This window comes from Streptomyces sp. CNQ329 (assembly GCF_000482585.1).
Genome location: NZ_AXVU01000001.1, coordinates 435,835 through 455,505, shown reverse-complemented (window position 1 = coordinate 455,505; position 19,671 = coordinate 435,835). Strand labels below are relative to the sequence as shown.

Genomic DNA, 19,671 nt, shown 5'->3' with positions numbered 1-19,671 from the left:
CGGCTGCCGCCTAATCGGGGGTGGTATCCGCGCGGGCGTCCTCTCGGATGAGACGGCGCACCTGGATGAGATAGAGGCCGCCGGCCCACCAGTACAGCGCTGTACCCCAGCCGGCGAACGCCCACCCGAAAATAGCAGAGAGTGACGACACCCATCCACTTGCGTCACTGAGGAGGAGCAACGGGAAGGCGTACATCAGACAGAAGGTGGCGGACTTGCCCAGGAAGTTCACCTGCGGCGGCGGGTAGCCGTGGCGGCCGAGCATCCAGACCGCCACGCCGACGACCGCGTCGCGGGCCAGCAGCAGGACGGTCAGCCACAGCGGCAGGATCTCCCGCCAGGTCAGGCCGACGAGCGTGGCCAGGATGTAGAGCCGGTCGGCGGCCGGGTCCAGGATGCGGCCCAGGTTCGAGACCTGGTTCCAGCGCCGGGCGAGCTTGCCGTCGAGGTAGTCGCTGACGCCGCTGAAGGCGAGGATCGCCAGCGCCCAGCCGTCGGCGTTCGGGCCGCCGAACTCGGGCCAGAGGATGAGCCACAGGAAGACGGGCACCAGGACCAGCCGGGACATGCTGAGGAGGTTGGGAACGGTGAAGATCCGGTCCGTCCGTTCAGCCGTCTCCTGGACCTCCACCCGCCTGCCTCCCCGTCCGTTCCCGCCGGTCCCGCCAGACGCGCCGACGATGCGTCCCGACCTTACCCGTCGGCGGGAACGGGCCCGCGCGCAGGCCGGTTCGGGTGCCGGGGGCGGTACGGGGCACGGTTGCGGTGACGGTGCGGGGGACGGTCCGGGGGCCGGGAGGGGAGCCGGCCCGGCCGGCTCCGCCCGCCACGGAATGGCCAATTCCGATTGGTTACGCTGCAGGAGCGGCGCGGCCCCCGCGGACACGGGCGGCGCCGATCTCCCGCTGTGCTCTGGAGGCCCCGGCATGACACAAGTCTCGTCCCCGCTCACCGGCCGCGCCATCGGGCTCGCCGCTGTGCCCGACGCGGTCTTCTCGGGGGCGACGGTCGGTCCGGGCACCGCCGTGGACCCCGCGAGCGGGGTCGCCGAGGCGGTTGCCCCGATCGGGGGCCTGGTGATCTCCCTGCAGCCGCATGCGTTCGTGGTCGTGGACGACGAGGGACACGGTGTGCTCACCCATCTCGGTATCGGCACCGTGCAGCTCAACGGCGAGGGCTTCGAGCCGCTGGTCGCCAAGGGCGACCGGGTCGGGCGCGGGCAGCCTCTGGTCCGCTGGGATCCCGCGGCCGTGGCGGAGGCCGGCAAGTCGCCTTTCTCGCCGGTGGTGGCGCTGAACGCCGGGAAGGACGCGCTGTCGGCGGTGGCGGAGGGGGAGATCCGGGCCGGCGAGCCGCTGTTCACCTGGGAGTGACGGGCGGCGGTGGCCGTCCGGCGGGCCCGGTGCGGCAACCCCGGGGCGTACGGCAGCCGCGGCGGGACGCCGCCGCGCACTTGCGGAAGACTGGTGACATGGAGACGACCCTGCGAGGCGTCGGCGTGAGCCACGGCGTGGCGATCGGCGAGGCACGGCACATGGGCACGGCGGTGCTCGAACCGCCGGCGAAGCAGATTCCCGCGGCGGAGGCGCCGCGGGAACAGGAGCGGGTACGCAAGGCCGCGGAGGCGGTGGCCGCCGACCTGGTGGCCCGCGGGAACCTGGCCGGTGGCGAGGCGCAGGCCGTGCTGGAGGCGCAGGCGATGATCGCGCAGGACCCGGAGCTGGCGGCGGACGTGGAGCGGCGGATCGCGGTCGGCTCCTCGGCCGAGCGCGCCGTGTACGACGCCTTCGCGGCCTACCGCGAGCTGCTCGCCGGGGCCGGGGAGTACATGGCCGGACGGGTGGCCGATCTTGACGACGTACGCAACCGGATCGTGGCCCGGCTGCTGGGCGTGCCGATGCCCGGGGTGCCGGACAGCGACGATCCCTACGTGCTGATCGCCCGCGACCTGGCACCCGCCGACACCGCCCTGCTCGACCCCGCGCTCGTCCTCGGCTTCGTCACCGAGGAGGGCGGGCCGACGAGCCACAGCGCGATCCTCGCCCGCGCGCTGGGCGTGCCGGCCGTGGTGGCGTTGCCGGGCGCCGGGGAACTGGCCGAGGGGACGGTCGTCGCGGTCGACGGCTCGACCGGGGAGGTCTTCGTCGAACCGGGGGCTGAGAAGCGCGCCGAGATGGAGCAACTGGCCGCCGAGCGCAAGGCGGCGCTCGCGGCGGTCACCGGCCCCGGGGCCACCTCCGACGGGCACAAGGTACCGCTCATGGCCAACATCGGCGGCCCGGGGGACGTGCAGGCGGCCGTCGCGGCGGGCGCCGAGGGCGTGGGCCTGTTCCGCACGGAGTTCCTGTTCCTTCAGGACAGCCGGACGGCGCCGTCGGAGCAGGCGCAGATCTCGGCCTACCGCCAGGTGCTGGAGGCGTTCCCGGAGGGTCGGGTCGTCGTGCGCGTCCTGGACGCGGGCGCCGACAAGCCGCTGGAGTTCCTCACCCCGGCCGACGAGCCGAACCCGGCCCTGGGCGTCCGCGGACTGCGCTCGCTGCTGGCCCACCCCGACGTCCTGCGCACGCAGCTCACCGCGCTGTCCAAGGCGGTGGCCGGGCTGCCGGTCCACCTCGAAGTGATGGCGCCGATGGTGGCGGACCGCCGGGACGCCGCGGACTTCGCCGCCGCGTGCCGCGACGCGGGGCTGCCGGCGAAGGCGGGCGCCATGGTGGAGGTCCCCGCGGCGGCGCTGCGGGCGCGGGCGATCCTGCAGGAGGTCGATTTCCTCTCGCTGGGCACGAACGATCTGGCGCAGTACACCTTCGCGGCCGACCGCGAGGTCGGGGCGGTCGCGCGGCTGCAGGACCCGTGGCAGCCGGCGCTGCTGGACCTGGTGTCCTTCGCGGCGGAGGGTGCCAGGGCGGAGGGCAGGAGCTGCGGCGTGTGCGGCGAGGCCGCGTCGGATCCGCTGCTGGCATGCGTGCTGACCGGGCTGGGGGTGACGTCTTTGTCGATGGGCGCGGCGGCGATCCCGTACGTCCGGGCGACCCTGGCGAAGTACACGCTGGCACAGTGCGAGCGCGCGGCGTCGGCGGCCCGGGCGGCGGACACCGCGGAGGAGGCCAGGGAGGCGGCCCGAACGGTCCTGTCGGGCGAATAAAGGGCGGGCCCCCGGCCCACGCCCGTGTCCGGAACCGGGGCTGCCGCCCCGGACCCCGCCGGCGCGGCGCCGCCTCACCGGTGACACCCCCTCGCCGGGCGGGGCAGCGGGGTGCCGGCGCAGTACGCGACACCGGGTTCCGGAGGCAGGGGGGCTCCGGTTCTGGCGTCGGTGCAGTACGCCGCGTAGACCTCCCTCTCCGTCAGGGGCTCCAGCCAGCCGCCCCGCAGCCGCCAGCCGCGGACCCGCTCACTGCCGTCCGGGCCGGTCGTGCGGGCCACCACCCCGCCCGTCCCCGACGTGGCGATGCCCGCCGCCAGCACCAGCCGCAGCCCCTCCGCGTCCGGCGGCCGAAGGCGCGGGCCCCCGGCCGTCTCCGCGCTGCGTGCCACCGCGACGAGCGGGAAGCCCGCCGAGCGGACCGTCCCCACCACATGCTGCGCGTCCGGGCCCAGGGCTTCCGTCAGCCGGTCGGCCAGCAGACCCGCGCGGGCCAGCGCCGCGTCCGCGCGGTGCTCGCCGCAGTCCTCGCACCGGCCCGCCGCCGCGAGCAGCGCCGCCGCGCGCTCGCGGGAGCGGCTGCGGGCCGCCGCGTCGAGCAGCAGGGGCACCAGCCGGTCCATCGGCTCTCCCCCGTACGTCACCGCGGGGCCGCGGGCAGCGGCCTCCGCGACATAGCGGCAGCGGCTGGCCGGCCTGTCCGGCTCCAGATCCCGTTCCGCGCAGAAGCGCGCGAAGCCCGGCGGATCGAAGAGCGCCACCGCCGTGTACGCCCCCTGGGCCGCCCGGGCCCGCAGCACGCCCTCCACCTGGCGCAGATACCCCGCGTGGTCGTCGAACGGGAAGCTCGCATACCGCCGCATCGCCGCGAAGTCCTCGGCATCCGCCAGCAGGCCCACCGTGCCCGGCATCTCCCGGCGCAGCAGCCGGGCATCCGTCCTCGTACGCGCCATGACTCCCCCTCTACGGAACGCAATCGATCGCTACGCACCGTAATCGAGGGGTCTGACAATCGCCGCGGTCAGCTCCGCGACCGCCCCAGCCGCTCGTAGAACCTCAGCAGCTCCACCCGGTCCACCGACCCCGGATTGACGGCCTTCTCGAGCGGCGTGCCCTGCAGCATCCGCTTGACCGGCACCTCCAGACGCTTGCCGGTCAGCGTGTGCGGCACGCCCTCGACCTCGATCACCTCATCCGGCACGTGCCGTGGCGAGAGCTGTGCGCGCAGCGCGTCGCGGATCCGGGTCCGCAGTCCGTCGTCCAGCCGCGCGCCCTCGGCCAGGTGGACGAAGAGCGGCATCCAGTAGCCGCCGTCCGGCTGCTCCACGCCGATGACCAGCGACTCCCGCACCTCCGGCAGCCGCTCCACCACCTCGTAGATGTCCGCGGACCCCATCCGCACACCCTGCCGGTTCAGCGTCGAGTCGGAGCGGCCGTGGATCACGACCGACCCGCGGGAGGTGAGCGTGATCCAGTCGCCGTGGCGCCAGACGCCGGGGTAGGTGGAGAAGTAGCTGTCGCGGTAGCGCCCGCCGTCCGGGTCGTTCCAGAACCGTACGGGCATGGACGGCATCGGCTGCGTCACCACCAGCTCGCCCACGTCGTCCATCACCGGCCGGCCCGCGGGGTCCCACGCCTGGAGGTCCGTTGCCAGGCACGCCGCCTGCAGCTCGCCGATGTGCACCGGCAGCGTCGGCACCGCGCCGGCGAAGCAACTGCACACGTCCGTCCCGCCGCTGACCGACGCGATCCACATGTCCTCCGGCCCCGACGTCCCCGTCCGGTGGAACTCGTCGTGGATCCACCGGAAGCCGTCCGGTGGCAGCGGCGAGCCCGTCGTCGCCACGCAGCGCACCCGCGTCAGGTCCAGGTCGCGGGCCGGGTGCAGGTCCGCCTTGCGGCAGGCCATGACGTACGCCGCGGAAGTGCCGAAGAACGTCGCCTCCGTGCGCGCCGCGACCCGCCACTGCGCCGCGACGTCCGGGTGGCCGGGGCTGCCGTCGTACGTGATCACGGTGGCGCCCACCAGCAGGCCGGAGACGAGGAAGTTCCACATCATCCAGCCGGTGGAGGTGTACCAGAAGAAGCGGTCGCCCGGGCCGAGGTCGCAGTGCAGCGCGAGCTGCTTCAGATGCTCCAGCAGGATGCCGCCCTGGGACTGGACGATCGCCTTGGGCAGGCCGGTGGTGCCGGAGGAGTACAGCACCCACAGCGGGTGGTCGAACGGCACCTGCTCGAAGACCGGTTCGGCGCCGGTGGTCACCAGCGCGTCCCACTCCAGGGCGCCGTCGGGCGGCGGGGTGCCGAGCAGGGGGACGTGCACGACGGCGCGCAGGGTGGGCAGTTCGCGGCGCAGTTCCGCGACGGTCTCGCGGCGGTCGTGCTCCTTGCCGCCGTAGCGGTAGCCGTCGACGGTGACGAGGACCACCGGCTCCACCTGGCGGAAGCGGTCCAGGACGCTGCGGGCGCCGAAGTCCGGGGAGCAGGAGGTCCACACGGCACCGACGGCGGCGGTCGCCAGCAGCGCGACGACGGCCTGCGGGATGTTCGGCAGATACGCGCCCACGCGGTCCCCGGGCCGTACGCCCAGCCGGCGCAGCTCCGCCGCCAGCGAGCCGACCTGCGCCCGCAGCTCCGCCCGGCTCACGGCCCGCGGCCCGGCGCCCTCGGCGACGTGCAGCAGCGCCGGTCCGGCGGCGGCGTCGCGCAGCGCGTGCTCGGCGTAGTTGAGCCGGGCGCCGGGGAACCAGCGGGCGCCGGGCATGGCGGCGTCCGCGAGGACGGTCTCGTACGGGCTGGAGAACCGGACGCCGAACCACTCGGCCGCCGCCCGCCAGAATCGCTCCAGGCCGCCGTCCGGCGCCACCGACCAGCGGTGCAGCGCCGCGTAGGCGCCCTCCGGGTCGCCGGGCACGGGCTGCGGCGCGCCGTGGTTCCCGGCGGCCCACCGGTGGAACCGGGTGAGCTGCGCCTTCTCGATGCGCTCCGGCCCGGGGCGCCACAGCGCCGCGGGCGGCCCGGGCGAAGCGGAAGCCGGGGGCGGCGCGGACGGTTCGGTGGGCGGCTGGCTCGGCATGACGTGACTCCCGTGGTACGGCATCCGCATGTGGGTCTGCGCCGCCGCCGGCCCGGTGGGGCCGCCGCGGCGCTCGCGGAGCACCCGGCGAGGGTGGCCGGTGCTCCGGTGAGACGATGCCACGTGATCGAATGCGGCACCAGTACGACCCGGCTACGCCGTTGTACGGCGTGCACCGGGGGGTGCCTGGCCGGACTCCCGGTGAACAGCGGCTGAACTCTCTCGCCCGCCGGTGTGTGCGGTGGCAGGCTGATCAGCATGGATCCCTCCGCGCTCACCCGGCGTGCCCGCGCGCTGCGCGCAGCCGTGCGGAACCGGCGGACCGACGCCGCCGCGCTCCCCCGCCGCCGTGTGGAGCGGGCCCGGGTGCCGGGGCTCGCGGTCGCGGCCGAGCCGGCGCCCGGCGGGGGCGTGATCCGCTTCGCCCGCTCCGCGCTGGAACTGCGGGTGACGACGACCGGTGCGGTGTTCTGCGGCTGGGACGGCGCGGGGCCGGAGCCGTCGTACGCGCTCGCCCGGGGCCCGGAGACGGACGCGCGCGTGGAGCTGGAGCCGGACGCGGCGGGCGGCGGCTGGCGGGTGGTGTCCGAACGGGTCACGGTGGCGGTGTCGCGGCGCGGGGCGGTGGAGGTGCGTACGCCGGCCGGCGTGGTGCTGCGCCGGGAGCAGCCGCCGCGCTGGTGGGAGTCGCCGGGCGGCTCCGAAGTCCCGCGGGGCGACGCCGTGCGGCGCTGGGTGCAGCGGGCGCACATCGCCCCCGACGCACGGTTCTTCGGCCTCGGCGGCCGTTCCGCGGGTCCGTCCCTGCCCGACGGCAGCTACCGCCTGTGGAACAGCGATCCCGGTGGCTCCTTCGCACCCGGCGACGACCCCCTGTCGCTGACAATGCCCGTGCAGTTCGTCGTCGCCGACGCCGGCTGCCATCTGCTCTTCCACGACAATCCCTGGGACGGCAGTGTCGAGCTGTGCCGCGGCACGGAGGGCGCGGGCTCCGGCCATGACCGTCCCGGCCGCGTCGAGCTACGCATGGACGGCGGCCCGCTGCGCTACTGGGTGATGGCCGGCACCCCCGCCCGCGTCCTGCAGAGCTGGACCGCGCTCACCGGTGCCCCGGCCGTCCCGCCGGGCTGGGCGCTGGGCTACCAGCACGCCCGCTGGGACTTCGGCGGCGCCTCCGGCGTGCGCCGCGTGGTGCGCGGCTACCGCGAGCGCGGTCTGCCGCTGGCCGCGGTGCACCTGGACATCGACCACTACGACGGCCACCGCGTCTTCACCGCCGACCCCCACCGCTTCCCCGACCTGCCCCGGCTGGCGCGCGAGCTGGCCGCGGAGGGAATACGGCTGGTCTCGATCGTCGACCCGGGCGTGAAGGCCGAGCCGGGCTACCCGGTCTACGACTCCGGCGTGGCCGCGGACGCGTTCGTGCGGGACGCGCGCGGACGGCCCGTACGCGGCGTGGTGTGGCCGGGCGACGCGGTCTTCCCCGACTTCACCGACCCGCGGGCGCGCAAGTGGTGGGGCGGGCTCTACGCGGAGCGGCTGCAGCAGGGCTTCACCGGCTTCTGGCACGACATGAACGAGCCCGCGTCCTTCGCCGCCTTCGGGGAGAAGACCCTGCCCCGCTCCGCGCGGCACGCCCTGGAGGGCCGCGGCGGCGACCACCGCGAGGCCCACAACGTCTACGCCCTGCTCATGGCCCGTGCCGCCTACGGGGCGCTGACCGGCCTGCAGCCCGACCGCCGCCCGTTTCTGTTCTCCCGCTCCGGCTGGGCCGGCCTGCAGCGCTACGGCGGCACCTGGTCCGGTGACGTGGCCACCGGCTGGCCGGGCCTGTCCGCGTCGCTGTCGCTCGTCGTCGGCCTCGGCCTGTGCGGGGTGCCGTACTCGGGTCCTGACATCGGCGGGTTCGGCGGGCGGCCGGACCCGGAGCTGTATCTGCGCTGGCTGCAACTCGGCTCGTATCTGCCGCTGTTCCGCACGCACTGCGCGTTCGACGCCGGGCGCCGCGAGCCGTGGGAGTTCGGGCCCGAGGTGCTGGAGCACGCCGGCACGGCGCTGCGCGAGCGGGAACGCCTGCGGCCGTATCTCGCGACGCTCGCCCGGCTCGCGGAGCGCACGGGCGCGCCGTTCGTCCGTCCCGTGTGGTGGTACGACCCCGCCGACCGGGCGCTGCGCGAGACGGGGGACGCCTTTCTGCTCGGCGACGCGCTGCTGGTGGCGCCCGTGCTCGCCGCGGGGGTGCGGCGGCGGGCGGTGCGGCTGCCGGCGGGGCGCTGGTACGACACGGCGACGGGCCGCGCCCTGAAGGGCCCGGGCACCGTGGAGCTGGACGCACCGCCGGCCCGGGTGCCGGTGCTGGCCCGGGCGGGCGCGGTGCTGCCGGTGGCGGGCCCGGACGGCGGTACGGAACTGGAGGTCTGGGCGCCGCCGCCCGGCGTCACGGGCGGCGGCGTGGTCGTCCGGGACGACGGCGACGGCTGGGAGGCGCCGCGGCTGGACCGGTACCTGACGCGGTGGACGGGACGTACGACGGTGCAGCGCGAGGACGGAACGGAGCCGGACCTGCCGGTGCGGGTGCGGGGCGAGTAGCCCGGGCGGGGAGCGCCGGGCTGCCGTTCCGTCCACCCGAACGGCCCCGTTCCGTTCCCTTGCCCCCTTCCCACGCGCCCGCGAGCACGATAATGAAGGGGTCATGCCAAAGAACGCCGCCCTCGCGCGTCCCTTGACCCGGCTCACCCTCCTGGCCGCCGCCGCGGCTCTGGCCGTCACGGCCACCGTGGCGCCCCCGGCCACCGCGAAGCCGGAGCCGAAGGCCCCGGAGGAGTTCGTCGCGCTCTCCGACGTGGACCCGACGATCCTGCACGACATCCGCTACGTCACCCCGCACAACTTCACCGGCGAGCGCGTCGACGGCTACCGCAAGCCGATGTGCATCCTCACCGAGGACGCGGCGCGGGCGCTGAAGGAGGCCCAGCGGGCCTTCCGCCGGGACGGCTACTCCCTGAAGGTCTACGACTGCTACCGCCCGCAGCGCGCCGTGGACCGGTTCGTCGCGTGGGCCGAGGACCTGGACGATGAGCGGATGAAGGACGAGTTCTACCCCCGCGTCGACAAGTCCCGGCTCTTCGAGGACGGCTACATCGCCGCACGCTCCGGCCACAGCCGCGGCAGCGTCGTGGACCTGACCCTGGTCGAGCTGCCGGCCGGGCACACCCGCCCGTACGAGCCGGGCGAACCGCTCGTCGACTGCGCCGCCCCGCAGAAGGAGCGCTTCCCCGACAACTCGATCGACATGGCCACCGGCTACGACTGCTTCGACACCCTCAGTCACACCCTGGACGACCGCGTCAAGGGCGAGCAGCGCGCCAACCGGCTCCGGCTCAAGGAAGGGCTGGAGGCGGCGGGCTTCGTGAACTACGCGTACGAGTGGTGGCACTTCGGGCTCGCGAACGAGCCGTTCCCGGAGACCTACTTCGACTTCCCCGTCCACCGCCGCTCGCTGTCAGGACAGGGGCGCGGTTAGCCGCCGCCACACCCTTGTAGACTGAGCCGATCATGTTCGATCACGTTCGGCACCGGCCTCCGGCCACGCTGACCAGAGAGCGGGAAATCGTGCTGGCGTGCGCGCCTCTGCGTACCCGCGCGAATCTGTCCAGCATCGTGCGCACCGCGGGGTGCTGCGGAATCGGCCGGGTCATCGCCTGCGGTAACGGAAAAGTCGACCCCGACGTCGCACGGGACAGCCTGGACCACGTCACCGTCGAGGTCCGCCGGACGCTGCCGCCCGTGCTCAAAGATCTGCGGTCGGCGGGCTACCGGGTCGTGGGCCTGGAACAGACGACGAACTCCCACGGTCTGCACGACTTCCGCTTTCCCCGGAAAACGGCACTCGCCATCGGAAACGAACGGCTCGGCCTCACCGAGGAGGAGCTGCAATTCGTCGACGACTGCGTCGAGATTCCCGTCTGGGGAATGCCCCACAGCTACAACGTCGCGACCGCGACGGCGATGGCCCTGTACGAATACTGCAAGCAGTACCCCGAAGGCTGATCCGATGACAGCTCCCCGCTGGCGGGACGTCCGCAGCTCCTCGGTGCTGCTGGAGGACGACAAGGTCCTGGTGCTCGATAAACCGCCCGGGATCTCCGTGATGGGCGAGCGGCACGGTACCGATCTCGTACGGCTGGCGCAGGAAGCCGGGGAAGAGCTCTTTCCGGCCCACCGCGTCGACAAGGTCACCTCCGGGGTCGTCCTCTTCGCCAAGGACCTCGCCACGCACGGCGGGCTCACCCGGCAGTTCAACAAGCGGACGGTCGACAAGGCATACCTGGTGGTCACCAGAACCGCCGGGCTGCCCGAGCGGGGGACGGTCGAGTTGCCGCTCAGCGTCGGGCGCAAGAACCGGGTGCGCATCGCCGCGGCGCGCGAGGCGATCCGGGCGGACCGCCCGGACGACGCGGAAGGCCGCTGGTGGGTCGCCGAGGACGACCTGCTGGACGTGAAGAGCTATCCGTCGACGACCCGTTTCCGGACGCTCTGGAGCGACGGCGCGCACTCGGTCCTCGTCGCCCGTCCGGTCACCGGCAGGCGGCATCAGATCCGCGTGCACCTCGCCTGGATCGGCCACCCGATCCTGGGTGATCCCCTCTTCGACAAGACCGCCGACTCGGCGGGCCGCCGCACGCACCTGCATTCCTGGCGGCTGGGCTTCGACGCCTCCTGGCGCGACGGCAGCCGCATCGAGGTGGTGGCCGAGCCGGCCGGCGACTTCTGGGAGCCGCTGGCCGGCAGCCTGTCCGCCGACGGGGCCGGCCGCCTGCTGGGCGAGGGCGCGAGGCTCCTCCGCCCGGCGTAGCGGGCACCCGGCCGCCCCGGAGCGGCCGTATCCGGCATACATTCGAGGCCGCTGTGTCCAGTGTCTTGACGGCCCATCAGTGCAGGTGAACACTGCCGGATGTCAGTCGGGCATCGCCACACGACGGCTTTCGCCGCCCTGTCGCCCACCGGCGATACGCCACGCTGACGCGTGCTCGCAGCGACGCCGGTCGGGGTGTGGGCTCCACTCCTCCGCCGGCGCTCGACGTCATGGCAACAGCCAGGGAAGAACGCACCCTTCGTCTCGGCCGGGACGGTGATCCCGGTGGTTGGGCTCGAGGAGCAGCAGTGGACTATCCCAATGGGGACATATTCGCCGGTGAAGTGATCGGCACCGCCATTCTCATCCTGTTCGGCGCGGGCGTCTGCGCCGCCGTCACCCTGGAGAAATCGAAGGCAAAAGCATCCGGCTGGGTCGTCATCGCGTTCGGGTGGGGCTTCGCCGTGCTGGCCGGCGCGTACACCGCCGCGCCGCTGTCCGGCGGGCACATCAACCCGGCCGTGACCCTCGGCGTGGCCGTCGAGAGCAACGAGAACTGGGGGAAGGTCCCCCTGTACATCGCCTCCCAGATGCTGGGAGCGCTCATCGGCGCCGTGCTCGCCTGGCTCGTCTACTACGGCCAGTTCGCGCGCAACGCGAACCGTGAGACGGCCGTCGAGACGCTCGGTATCTTCTCCACCCGCCCGGAGATCTACCAGCCGTGGCAGAACCTCGTCACCGAGATCATCGCCACCGTCGGCCTCGTGCTGCCGATCCTCGCCTTCGGCCTCACCGAAGGTCTGGGCGAGTCCGGCACCCAGGTACTCATCGTCGCGCTGCTCGTCGTGGGCATCGGCCTCTCGCTCGGCGGCCCCACGGGCTACGCCATCAACCCGGCCCGCGACCTGGGGCCCCGTATCGTCCACGCGCTGCTGCCCATTCCCAACAAGGGCACCAGCGAGTGGAACTACGCCTGGATTCCCGTGGCCGGCCCGCTGATCGGCGGTGTCCTCAGCGCGCTGATCTACAAACTCGCCTTCTAGTCTCAAGGGGACGTCATGACGGACAAGTACGTCGCCGCCATCGACCAGGGCACCACATCGAGCCGCTGCATCATCTTCGACCAGAACGGCGCCATCGTCGCGGCGGACCAGCGTGAGCACCGCCAGATCTTCCCCAGGCCCGGCTGGGTGGAGCACGACGCGGCCGAGATATGGGCCAAGACCCAGGCCGTGGTCACCGGCGCGCTGGCGGGAGCGGGGTTACGAGCCGACGAGCTGAGCGCCGTCGGCATCACCAACCAGCGCGAGACGACCGTGCTGTGGGACCGGGCCACCGGTAAGCCGGTGCACAACGCCATCGTCTGGCAGGACACCCGCACCGCGGCCCTGTGCAATGAACTCGGCGGCGCGGACGGCCAGGACCGCTTCCGCGACCGCACCGGGCTGCCCCTGGCCAGCTACTTCTCCGGCCCCAAGGCCGCCTGGCTCCTCGACAACGTGCCGGGACTGCGCCGCCGCGCCGAGAACGGCGAGATCGCCTTCGGCACGGTCGACTCCTGGCTGATCTACAACCTCACCGGGGGCGCGGACGGCGGCGTCCACGTCACCGATGTCACCAACGCCTCGCGCACCATGCTCATGAACATCGGGACCCACCAGTGGGATCCCTCGATTCTCGACGCCATGAACATCCCGGCCGCGATGCTGCCGGAGATCCGCTCCTCGGCCGAGGTCTACGGCACCTGCACCGGCCGGCTCGACGGCGTGCCCGTGGCCTCCGCGCTCGGCGACCAGCAGGCGGCGATCTTCGGGCAGACCTGCTACGGCGTCGGCGAGGCCAAGAACACCTACGGTACGGGCAGCTTCCTGCTGCTCAACACCGGTACCCGGCCGGTGCCGTCGAAGAGCGGGCTGCTGACCACCATGGGCTACCAGATCGGCGGCGAGGCGCCCGTCTACTGCCTGGAGGGGTCCATCGCCATCACCGGGGCGCTGGTGCAGTGGTTCCGCGACCAGCTCGGCATCATCTCCGCCGCCGAGGAGATCGAGACCCTGGCGGCGAGCGTCGAGGACAACGGCGGGGCGTACATCGTCCCGGCGTTCTCCGGGCTGTTCGCCCCGTACTGGCGCGGCGACGCGCGCGGTGTCATCACCGGCCTGACCCGGTACGTCACCAAGGCGCACCTGGCGCGCGCCGTGCTGGAGGCGACGAGCTGGCAGACCCGCGAGGTCGTGGACGCGATGTACCAGGACTCGGGGGTACGGCTGACGGACCTGAAGGTGGACGGGGGGATGACCGCCAACAGCCTGCTGATGCAGCACCAGGCGGACGTCCTCGGGGTCCCTGTGCTGCGTCCGGTGATCTCCGAGACCACCTGCCTGGGCGCCGCCTACGCCGCCGGCCTGGCCACGGGCGTGTGGCAGGACCAGGACGAGCTGAGGTCCCACTGGAAGCGCGACACCGAGTGGAGCCCGCAGATGGACGAGCGCACGCGGGATCGCGAGTACAGCAACTGGCGCAAGGCCGTCGAGCGCAGCTTCGGCTGGCAGGACGACCAGGAGGACGGGACCGCCTGACGCCACGGCGCCGCGGCGCGGCCGTCCGCCGTCAGGACCGGCTGCCCCGCGGCGCCGCCGCCAGATGCTCGCCGACCCGCTTGACCAGCAGCGTCATCTCGTACGCGATCTGCCCGATGTCGGCGTCCGACGCCGCCATCACCGCGAGGCAACTGCCGTCGCCCGCGGCGGTGACGAAGAGGAACGCATCGTCCAGCTCCACCAGCGTCTGCCGTACGGAGCCCGCCTCGAAGTGGGTGCCCACGCCCTTGGCCAGGCCGTGGATGCCGGAGGCGACCGCCGCCAGATGCTCGGAGTCCTCCCTGCTCACGTCCTCGGACACGCTCATCGGCAGCCCGTCGGAGGACAGCACCAGCGCCATCCGCACGCTCGCCAGCCGCCCCACCAGATCGTCGAGCAGCCAGTTCAACCGGCCCGCCGGCTGCCGTCTGTTCCCGCCCTGCACAACCATTCCCGCGTCCCTTCCCCGGTCGGCGCAGCCTACTACCGTCGGCCCGGCAACTCGTAGCCCCCTTCGAACGTTGACACATCGGAACGTGTGAACATGGGTACTCCGGGCTTTGGTCACGCTGCGTGCGGGGCATTCACCCTGGGCATCCGGCTGTCGAGCGGGAGAGGGAATGATGGCTGCGGAGGAGGAGCTGCGGCGCCTCGAATCGCCGCTCTGGGTCGAGGAACCCGTCGGCACACCGAGGCTTCCGGACCCGGTGCGCACGGCGGCCGTACGCGCCGTGATCATCGTGGCCGTGACGCTGTCGCAGGCGATGGCGGCCCTGCTGTTCACCGTGTCCGGGTCGTGGGCCGCCTTTCCGCTGCTGCTGAGCACGGTCGTCAGCACCGTGGTCGCGACCTGGGGCGTGCTGGACGTGTGGGTGACGCGGCAGGTGTGGAAGCAGCGGTACGGGGTGGAGTCCCGGCCCAGCAGCGCGGCGCGGCGCGCCCGCAGGGAGCGCCGCGGCGGGCGCCGTACACAGCGCGACCGGCCGCCCGGACCGGTGCCCGCCGGAGTCTGAGCGGGCCCGCGGTACAGGGTGCGTCCGTCACGGACCGCGCCCCGAGCTGCTGCGCTTACGATGCCGTGGCCGGTGGGCGGCGGAAGATGCGGGTCGCGGTCACCTCGCCGACCGACGGCTCCTCTCCCTCCCGCTGGGCCGGCAGTCCGGGGCGCAGGTGTTCCTCGACGGTGATGTACTTCAGCCCCGCACGCAGGTCCGCGTCGTTGCGGAGCCGGATCACCAGGGGGAACTCCGCCAGCGCCGTAGTGTCGAACAGACCCGTGGTGTAGAGGAGCTGGACGCCGAGGGCGTCGGCGACGGCGCGTTGCAGCTCCAGCAGGTACGTCGCGTTGGCGCGGCCGATCGGGTTGTCCAGGAAGAGGGTGCCCGCGTGGTGGTGCCGGTCGTCGCCGCGGTCGTTGCCCCTGAGAGCGGCCATCGTGCAATACAGCGCGATGGCGGCGGTGAGCAACTGGCCGCCGGAGAACACGTCGCCCATCTGTCCGACGGGCACCCGCTCCGCGCGCAGCACCGCATCGGGCTTGAGGATCTCCACCGCCACGCCCTTGGGCTCCATCGCGGCGTCCACGCCGCGCAGCAGCAGGGTCATGCCGTCCCGGCGCAGGTCGCTGTTCTTGCGTACGGCCGCGCGCGTGGCCTCGTCGATGACCTCGCCCAGGCGCTCGGACAGGGTCGCCTGGTCGGGATCCTCGAAGCGGATACGCAGGAACTCCTGCCCGGACCACTCCCCCAGCCCTTCCGGCAGCCGCGACAGCCGCTGCGCGGCGCGCAGCGTGGCGAGGCCGGACTCCACCAGGCCCCGCAGCCGGTCGACGATGCCGTCGCGGTTGCGCTCCAACTGCGCCAGCTCGTCGGTCAGGACGCGCAGCCGCGGCGCGAAGGCCGCGGCCCAGGCCGCCGCGTGCTCCGGGAGGGCGGCGGCGGGCAGTTCGCGGATCTGCTGCCGGGCGGGGGTGCGTACCTGCTCGTAGCGGCTGGAGTTGGCGTGCCGGACGAGCACGTCGCACGCGTCGCGCAGGGCGGACTCGGCGGTGGCGAGGTCCGCGGCGCAGCCGCGCAGCGAGCGGCGGGACTCCGCGGCGGCCTGCCGGGCGGCGTCCAGCCCGCCGGGGAACGGATCCGCTTCGGCCGCGTCCTCCCGGTCCTCGCCGGCGGCGGGCCCGCGGAGCAGGTCCCGCAGCATGGCGGCGGTCTCGGCGAAGGCGCCGGCGGCGTCCTCGGCCGCGGTACAGGCGCGGCGCAGCTCGGCGTGCGCCGCGGTGGCGGCGGCCAGTTCGTCGGCGCGCTCCGCGGCGGTCGCGGCGGCGGAGCGCAGCAGCGCCTGGGCGTGCTCGACGCCGTCGGGCACGAGGTCGCCGGGCAGCTCGGTGTGCGCCTCGCCGGCCTCGGGGGCGAGGCGTTCGGCTTCACCGCGCAGCCGCCCCAGGGTCTCGCTGGCCGCGGCGGAACGGGACTCCAGCAGATGCACGACGGACTCGGCGCGGGCGGCGGCGGCCTGCCGCGACGGCGCGTCGGCGCCGTCGGGTCCGGCGAGCAGCGTGGCGGCGCGGGTGCGGACCTTGTTGCTGAGCCGGTTCAGCTCGGCCAGCGCCGCGGACTCCTCACTCTCGGCCCGCGCCTGCTCGGCCCGCAGATCGGCCCCGACGCCGACCTTCTCGTAGACCTGCGAGGCGGCCCGGTACGCCTCCCGGAGGGCGGGCAGCGACGCACGGGCCGCGTCCGCGGCGGCGGCCTGGGCGAGGCGCGCCCGGCGGCGGGCGTTGCCCTCGGGCGGAACGTCCGCTTGCGGCACGGCGGCACCGGGGGCGTCGGCGTGAGCGCCATCCGGGCGGGACGCCGCGGCGTTCGCGCGGCGGGAAACGGTCCCGTCGCCGGCGCCGCCCGGGAGGGTGGTCCCGGCGTCCCCCTGTCCGGCGCCCGCCCGGCTGTCCGGCTCGCCGCCCGCTCCGGGCCCGCCGTCCGCCACTGCCGCGTCCGGGCCTCCGGCCACCCCGGTCTCGCGGGGCCCGGCGGGCTCCGCCGCGGCCTCCGCCTCCGCCTCCAGTTCCTCCGCCACCCCCGCGATCTCCGCCCGCTCCGCGCGCAGCGCGCGGGCCGTGCGGCGGGCGTCGTCGGCGGCGCGCTGGGCGTCGCGACGGTCCTCGTCGGCGGCGCGGGCGCGGGCCACGCAGTCGGCGGCCCTGCCCTCGTACTCCAGAGCCTCATCGGCGAGTTCGCGGAGACGGGCCTGCCAGCCGGACCGCTCGCGCAGCCGGTGGGCCAGGCCCGCGAGGGCGTCGGCGCTGCGGCGGGCGCGCTGGGCCTGCTCCTGGCGCTCCTCTCGGGCCCGCGCGGTCTCCTCGGCGGCGGCTGCCGCGTCCTCGGCCTCGGCGCGGGCGCGGGTCAGCGCCTCGTTTGCCGCGGCGGCCGCGGTGCGGGCCGACTCCGCGGCGGCGGCCAGCTCGGCCAGGCGGCCGGCGGGGCAGCCCGTACGCCACGAGGCCAGCCGGGCCGCCAGCGTCCGGTCCGCCGCGAGGCGGGCGGCCAGGCCGCGGATCCGCTCGTCGCGGTCGGCGGCGCGGGCGCGCAGGGCCTGGCGCTCGTCGTCGGCCGCGCGTTCGTCATGCATGGCCGGGTTGGGCGGTACGAGGAACACCCCGCCGTCGTTCTCCCCCGTGGGCGGCGGCGGCGCGAGCAGGGCGGCGGCCGTCCCCACGGCGAGGGCCGAGCGGGGCAGCAGCGCGGCGTCGCGCAGCACCTCGCGGGCGCGGGTGTGCGTGTCCGGATCGGTGATCACGACGCCGTCGACCAGCTCCGGGCGGGCGTCGAGCACGGCGGCGTGGTCGGCCGGGTCGACGGCCTGCGCAAGGTACCGCCAGCCGGGCAGCGCGGGGATACCGTGCTCGCCGAGGCAGTCGACGACGGCCAGGACGTCGGGCCCGGGCGGCAGCAGCCCGCCGTCGCCGAGCGCCGCGAGGATCCGGGCGTCGTCCCCGGCGGCGGTGCGCAGGTCGAACAGCCGCCGCTCGTCGTCCGCGACACGCGCGTCGAGCAGCACCCGCAGTTCGTCGGCGGCGCGGTCGAACTCGGCGGCGTTCAGCGCGCGTTGCCCGCCGCCCGGGCCCTCCGGCGTCCCTTCGGCCTGCTCCGGCAGCCCCAGCAGTTCCAGCAGCCGCCGCTCCCCCGCCAACGACTGCGCCGCGCTGCGCTCCGTGTCGTACGCCGCCCGGGCGGCCTCCGCCGCGTCCGTGGCGCGGGCCGCCGCCAGCTCCGCGCGGGCGAGGGCCGATGCCGTCTCCCGGGCGCGGTCCGTCGCCGTACGGGCGGACTCGCGGGCCTCGTCCCAAGCAGCGACCGCCGCCTTCTCGGCGTCGCCCGCGACGAGAGCCGCGCGGGCCGGGTCAGTGTCGGGGGCGGCGGAGCCGGTGTCGAGCCAGCCGGCCCGCACCGCGTCCGCGGTCTCCTGCTCGACCTCCGCGAGCCGCTGGCGCAGGTGGTCGGCGTCGCTGCGGGCGCGCTGTGCGCGGGTGGCGGCGGCGACCGCGTCCGCGTGTGCCGTCTCGGACTCCCGCTGCAGCCCGGCCGAACGCTCCTCCTGCTCCGCCGCCAACGTCTCGCCGTCGCGGGCGGCGGCATGCAGCGCGCGTACGAGTCCGGTGGCGGCCGCCGCGCGGGCGGCCAGCGCCGGGGCGGCGTCGCGCTCGGCCTCGCGGATGGCGACGGAGACGCGCGCCGCCCGGTCGGCGGCGGCGCGGTGCCGCAGCACCGCCTCGGCGGCCTGCCAGGCGGCGTGCAGCGTACGGGCGTCGGTGAGCTCGCGGCGCTTGGCCGCGGCACTCTTCTCCGCTTCGGCGAGCGCCAGGGAGGCGTGCCGGTAGGACAGCTCCGCGGCGATCAGTTCGCCGCGGCGCCGGGACGACTCCGCGGCCGTGGCCCGGTCCGCCGCCGCCCGCTCCTGCCCGGCCAGCTCGGCCGCGCGGGCCCGCTCCGCGATGGCCCGCGCGGTGAGCCGTGCGGCCAGTGCCCTGGCCCGGCGCTCCGCACCGCCGAGGACGTCGCGGGCGCGGGTGCGCTGCTCCGCACCCGTGACGATGTGCGAGAGCAGGTCGAGGGAGCCTGCGGTGAAGTCGCGCTCCGCGGTCAGTTCGGCGCGGCGGCCCAGCTTGTGCGCGAAGCCGTGGACGAGATCGGCCAGGCCGTCGGTGTCGCGGGTGTCGGTGACGGCGCGGAGCAGCAGGTGGGTGAAGTCGGAGTCGTTCTTCACGGCGAACAGCCCGGCTGCCTCGCCCTCGTCCGCGTTCATCTCCCGCTGGTAGCGGAAGAGTTCGGGGTCGAGGCCGAGACGCCCCAGGTGCTCGTTCCACCGCTCGTGGATCTCCTCCCACACCACGTCCAGGTGCGGGTACGCCTTGCCGGCCTCGGTCAGTACGTCCCGGAAGCCCTTCATCGTGCGGCGCCGCCCGCGTGCGCCCGAGGCGCCCTCGGCGGCGGGGCGCACCGCCGCGGACTCGGCGACCGGCAGCGCGTCCAGGCTCATCCCCGGACCGGGGCGGAACGAGTACCACGCCTCGGCGAACTTCCGCGGGTCGCCGGAGACCTGCCGGCCGCGCCACTCGCTCACCTTGCCGACGACGATCTGCTCACCGGTCACGGTGTGCTGCCACTCCAGCGCGACGTGCCCGGTGTCGTCGGCCAGCAGGAACTTGCGGAGCACGCCGGAGCTGGCGCCCCCCAGGGTGTTGCGGTGGCCCGGCAGCATCACGGAGAAGATCAGCTTCAGCAGGACGGACTTGCCGCCGCCGTTCTCCAGGAACAGCACGCCCGCGGGCGCGGGCCGGCGCGGCGGGCCGGTGGGCTCGGCGGCGAAGAAGTCGCCCTGGGCGGGGGCCGGGCGGGGCACCTCGCCGCCGACGCCGCGCAGGTCGAGCACGGTGTCGGCGTACCGCGCACCGGCGGGCCCGATGGAGTAGAGGCGGATCCTGGACAGCTCGTACATGCGATTGCGGCCTTCGCTCGTGACGTCG

Annotated in this window: 14 protein-coding genes; 9 read left to right on the top strand and 5 right to left on the bottom strand. The window is 74.6% G+C overall.

Going from position 1 to position 19,671, the window contains the following annotated elements:
* Positions 1-10: 10 nt before the first annotated feature.
* Positions 11-631, bottom strand: coding sequence for a cardiolipin synthase ClsA (clsA, locus tag I003_RS0101970; RefSeq protein WP_027769947.1), 621 nt, complete (start codon positions 629-631; stop codon positions 11-13).
* A 295-nt stretch (positions 632-926) separates the two neighbouring features.
* Between clsA and I003_RS0101965 the strand changes: the two genes are divergently transcribed.
* Together I003_RS0101965 and ptsP are read left to right on the top strand one after the other, a co-directional pair.
* On the top strand, positions 927-1,373 hold the full coding sequence (locus tag I003_RS0101965) for a PTS glucose transporter subunit IIA (RefSeq protein WP_027769946.1): 447 nt from the start codon (positions 927-929) through the stop codon (positions 1,371-1,373).
* A 98-nt stretch (positions 1,374-1,471) separates the two neighbouring features.
* Positions 1,472-3,142: a phosphoenolpyruvate--protein phosphotransferase gene (ptsP, locus tag I003_RS0101960; protein WP_027769945.1), complete on the top strand. Its 1,671-nt coding sequence runs from the start codon at positions 1,472-1,474 to the stop codon at positions 3,140-3,142.
* Positions 3,143-3,216: 74 nt separating this feature from the next.
* Here ptsP and I003_RS0101955 read toward each other — a convergent pair whose 3' ends face one another.
* Positions 3,217-4,095 carry a hypothetical protein gene (locus I003_RS0101955; protein ID WP_027769944.1) on the bottom strand — a complete coding sequence of 293 codons (879 nt, stop codon included), beginning with the start codon at positions 4,093-4,095 and terminating at the stop codon, positions 3,217-3,219.
* 68 nt (positions 4,096-4,163) lie between these two features.
* Positions 4,164-6,218, bottom strand: a complete 2,055-nt coding sequence (locus I003_RS0101950; RefSeq protein WP_027769943.1) for an acetoacetate--CoA ligase — start codon at positions 6,216-6,218, stop codon at positions 4,164-4,166.
* A 258-nt stretch (positions 6,219-6,476) separates the two neighbouring features.
* On the opposite strand from I003_RS0101950, the gene I003_RS0101945 reads away from it, so the two are divergent.
* The 6 genes from I003_RS0101945 to glpK all read left to right on the top strand — a co-directional run bounded on the left by I003_RS0101945 (position 6,477) and on the right by glpK (position 13,652).
* On the top strand, positions 6,477-8,807 hold the full coding sequence (locus I003_RS0101945; RefSeq protein ID WP_027769942.1) for a glycoside hydrolase family 31 protein: 2,331 nt from the start codon (positions 6,477-6,479) through the stop codon (positions 8,805-8,807).
* A gap of 103 nt (positions 8,808-8,910) precedes the next feature.
* The gene (locus I003_RS0101940) at positions 8,911-9,741 is read left to right on the top strand and encodes a M15 family metallopeptidase (RefSeq protein WP_027769941.1); all 831 of its coding nucleotides are present in this window, start codon (positions 8,911-8,913) and stop codon (positions 9,739-9,741) included.
* Between the two features lie 32 nt (positions 9,742-9,773).
* Positions 9,774-10,268 carry a TrmH family RNA methyltransferase gene (locus I003_RS0101935; RefSeq protein WP_486584051.1) on the top strand — a complete coding sequence of 165 codons (495 nt, stop codon included), beginning with the start codon at positions 9,774-9,776 and terminating at the stop codon, positions 10,266-10,268.
* Positions 10,269-10,272: 4 nt separating this feature from the next.
* On the top strand, positions 10,273-11,073 hold the full coding sequence (locus I003_RS0101930; RefSeq protein WP_027769939.1) for a pseudouridine synthase family protein: 801 nt from the start codon (positions 10,273-10,275) through the stop codon (positions 11,071-11,073).
* 308 nt (positions 11,074-11,381) lie between these two features.
* Positions 11,382-12,116 carry an MIP/aquaporin family protein gene (locus I003_RS0101925; protein ID WP_027769938.1) on the top strand — a complete coding sequence of 245 codons (735 nt, stop codon included), beginning with the start codon at positions 11,382-11,384 and terminating at the stop codon, positions 12,114-12,116.
* Positions 12,117-12,131: 15 nt separating this feature from the next.
* On the top strand, positions 12,132-13,652 hold the full coding sequence (glpK, locus tag I003_RS0101920; RefSeq protein ID WP_027769937.1) for a glycerol kinase GlpK: 1,521 nt from the start codon (positions 12,132-12,134) through the stop codon (positions 13,650-13,652).
* 31 nt (positions 13,653-13,683) lie between these two features.
* Here glpK and I003_RS0101915 read toward each other — a convergent pair whose 3' ends face one another.
* Complete coding sequence (locus I003_RS0101915) at positions 13,684-14,103, bottom strand: roadblock/LC7 domain-containing protein (RefSeq protein WP_051368052.1); 420 nt, start codon at positions 14,101-14,103, stop codon at positions 13,684-13,686.
* 169 nt (positions 14,104-14,272) lie between these two features.
* Here I003_RS0101915 and I003_RS0101910 point away from each other — a divergent pair, with 169 nt between their 5' ends.
* Positions 14,273-14,665 carry a hypothetical protein gene (locus I003_RS0101910; RefSeq protein WP_486584050.1) on the top strand — a complete coding sequence of 131 codons (393 nt, stop codon included), beginning with the start codon at positions 14,273-14,275 and terminating at the stop codon, positions 14,663-14,665.
* Between the two features lie 55 nt (positions 14,666-14,720).
* On the opposite strand, the gene I003_RS0101905 is transcribed toward I003_RS0101910, so the two are convergent.
* Positions 14,721-19,643, bottom strand: a complete 4,923-nt coding sequence (locus I003_RS0101905) for a hypothetical protein (RefSeq protein ID WP_027769934.1) — start codon at positions 19,641-19,643, stop codon at positions 14,721-14,723.
* Positions 19,644-19,671: the final 28 nt, after the last annotated feature.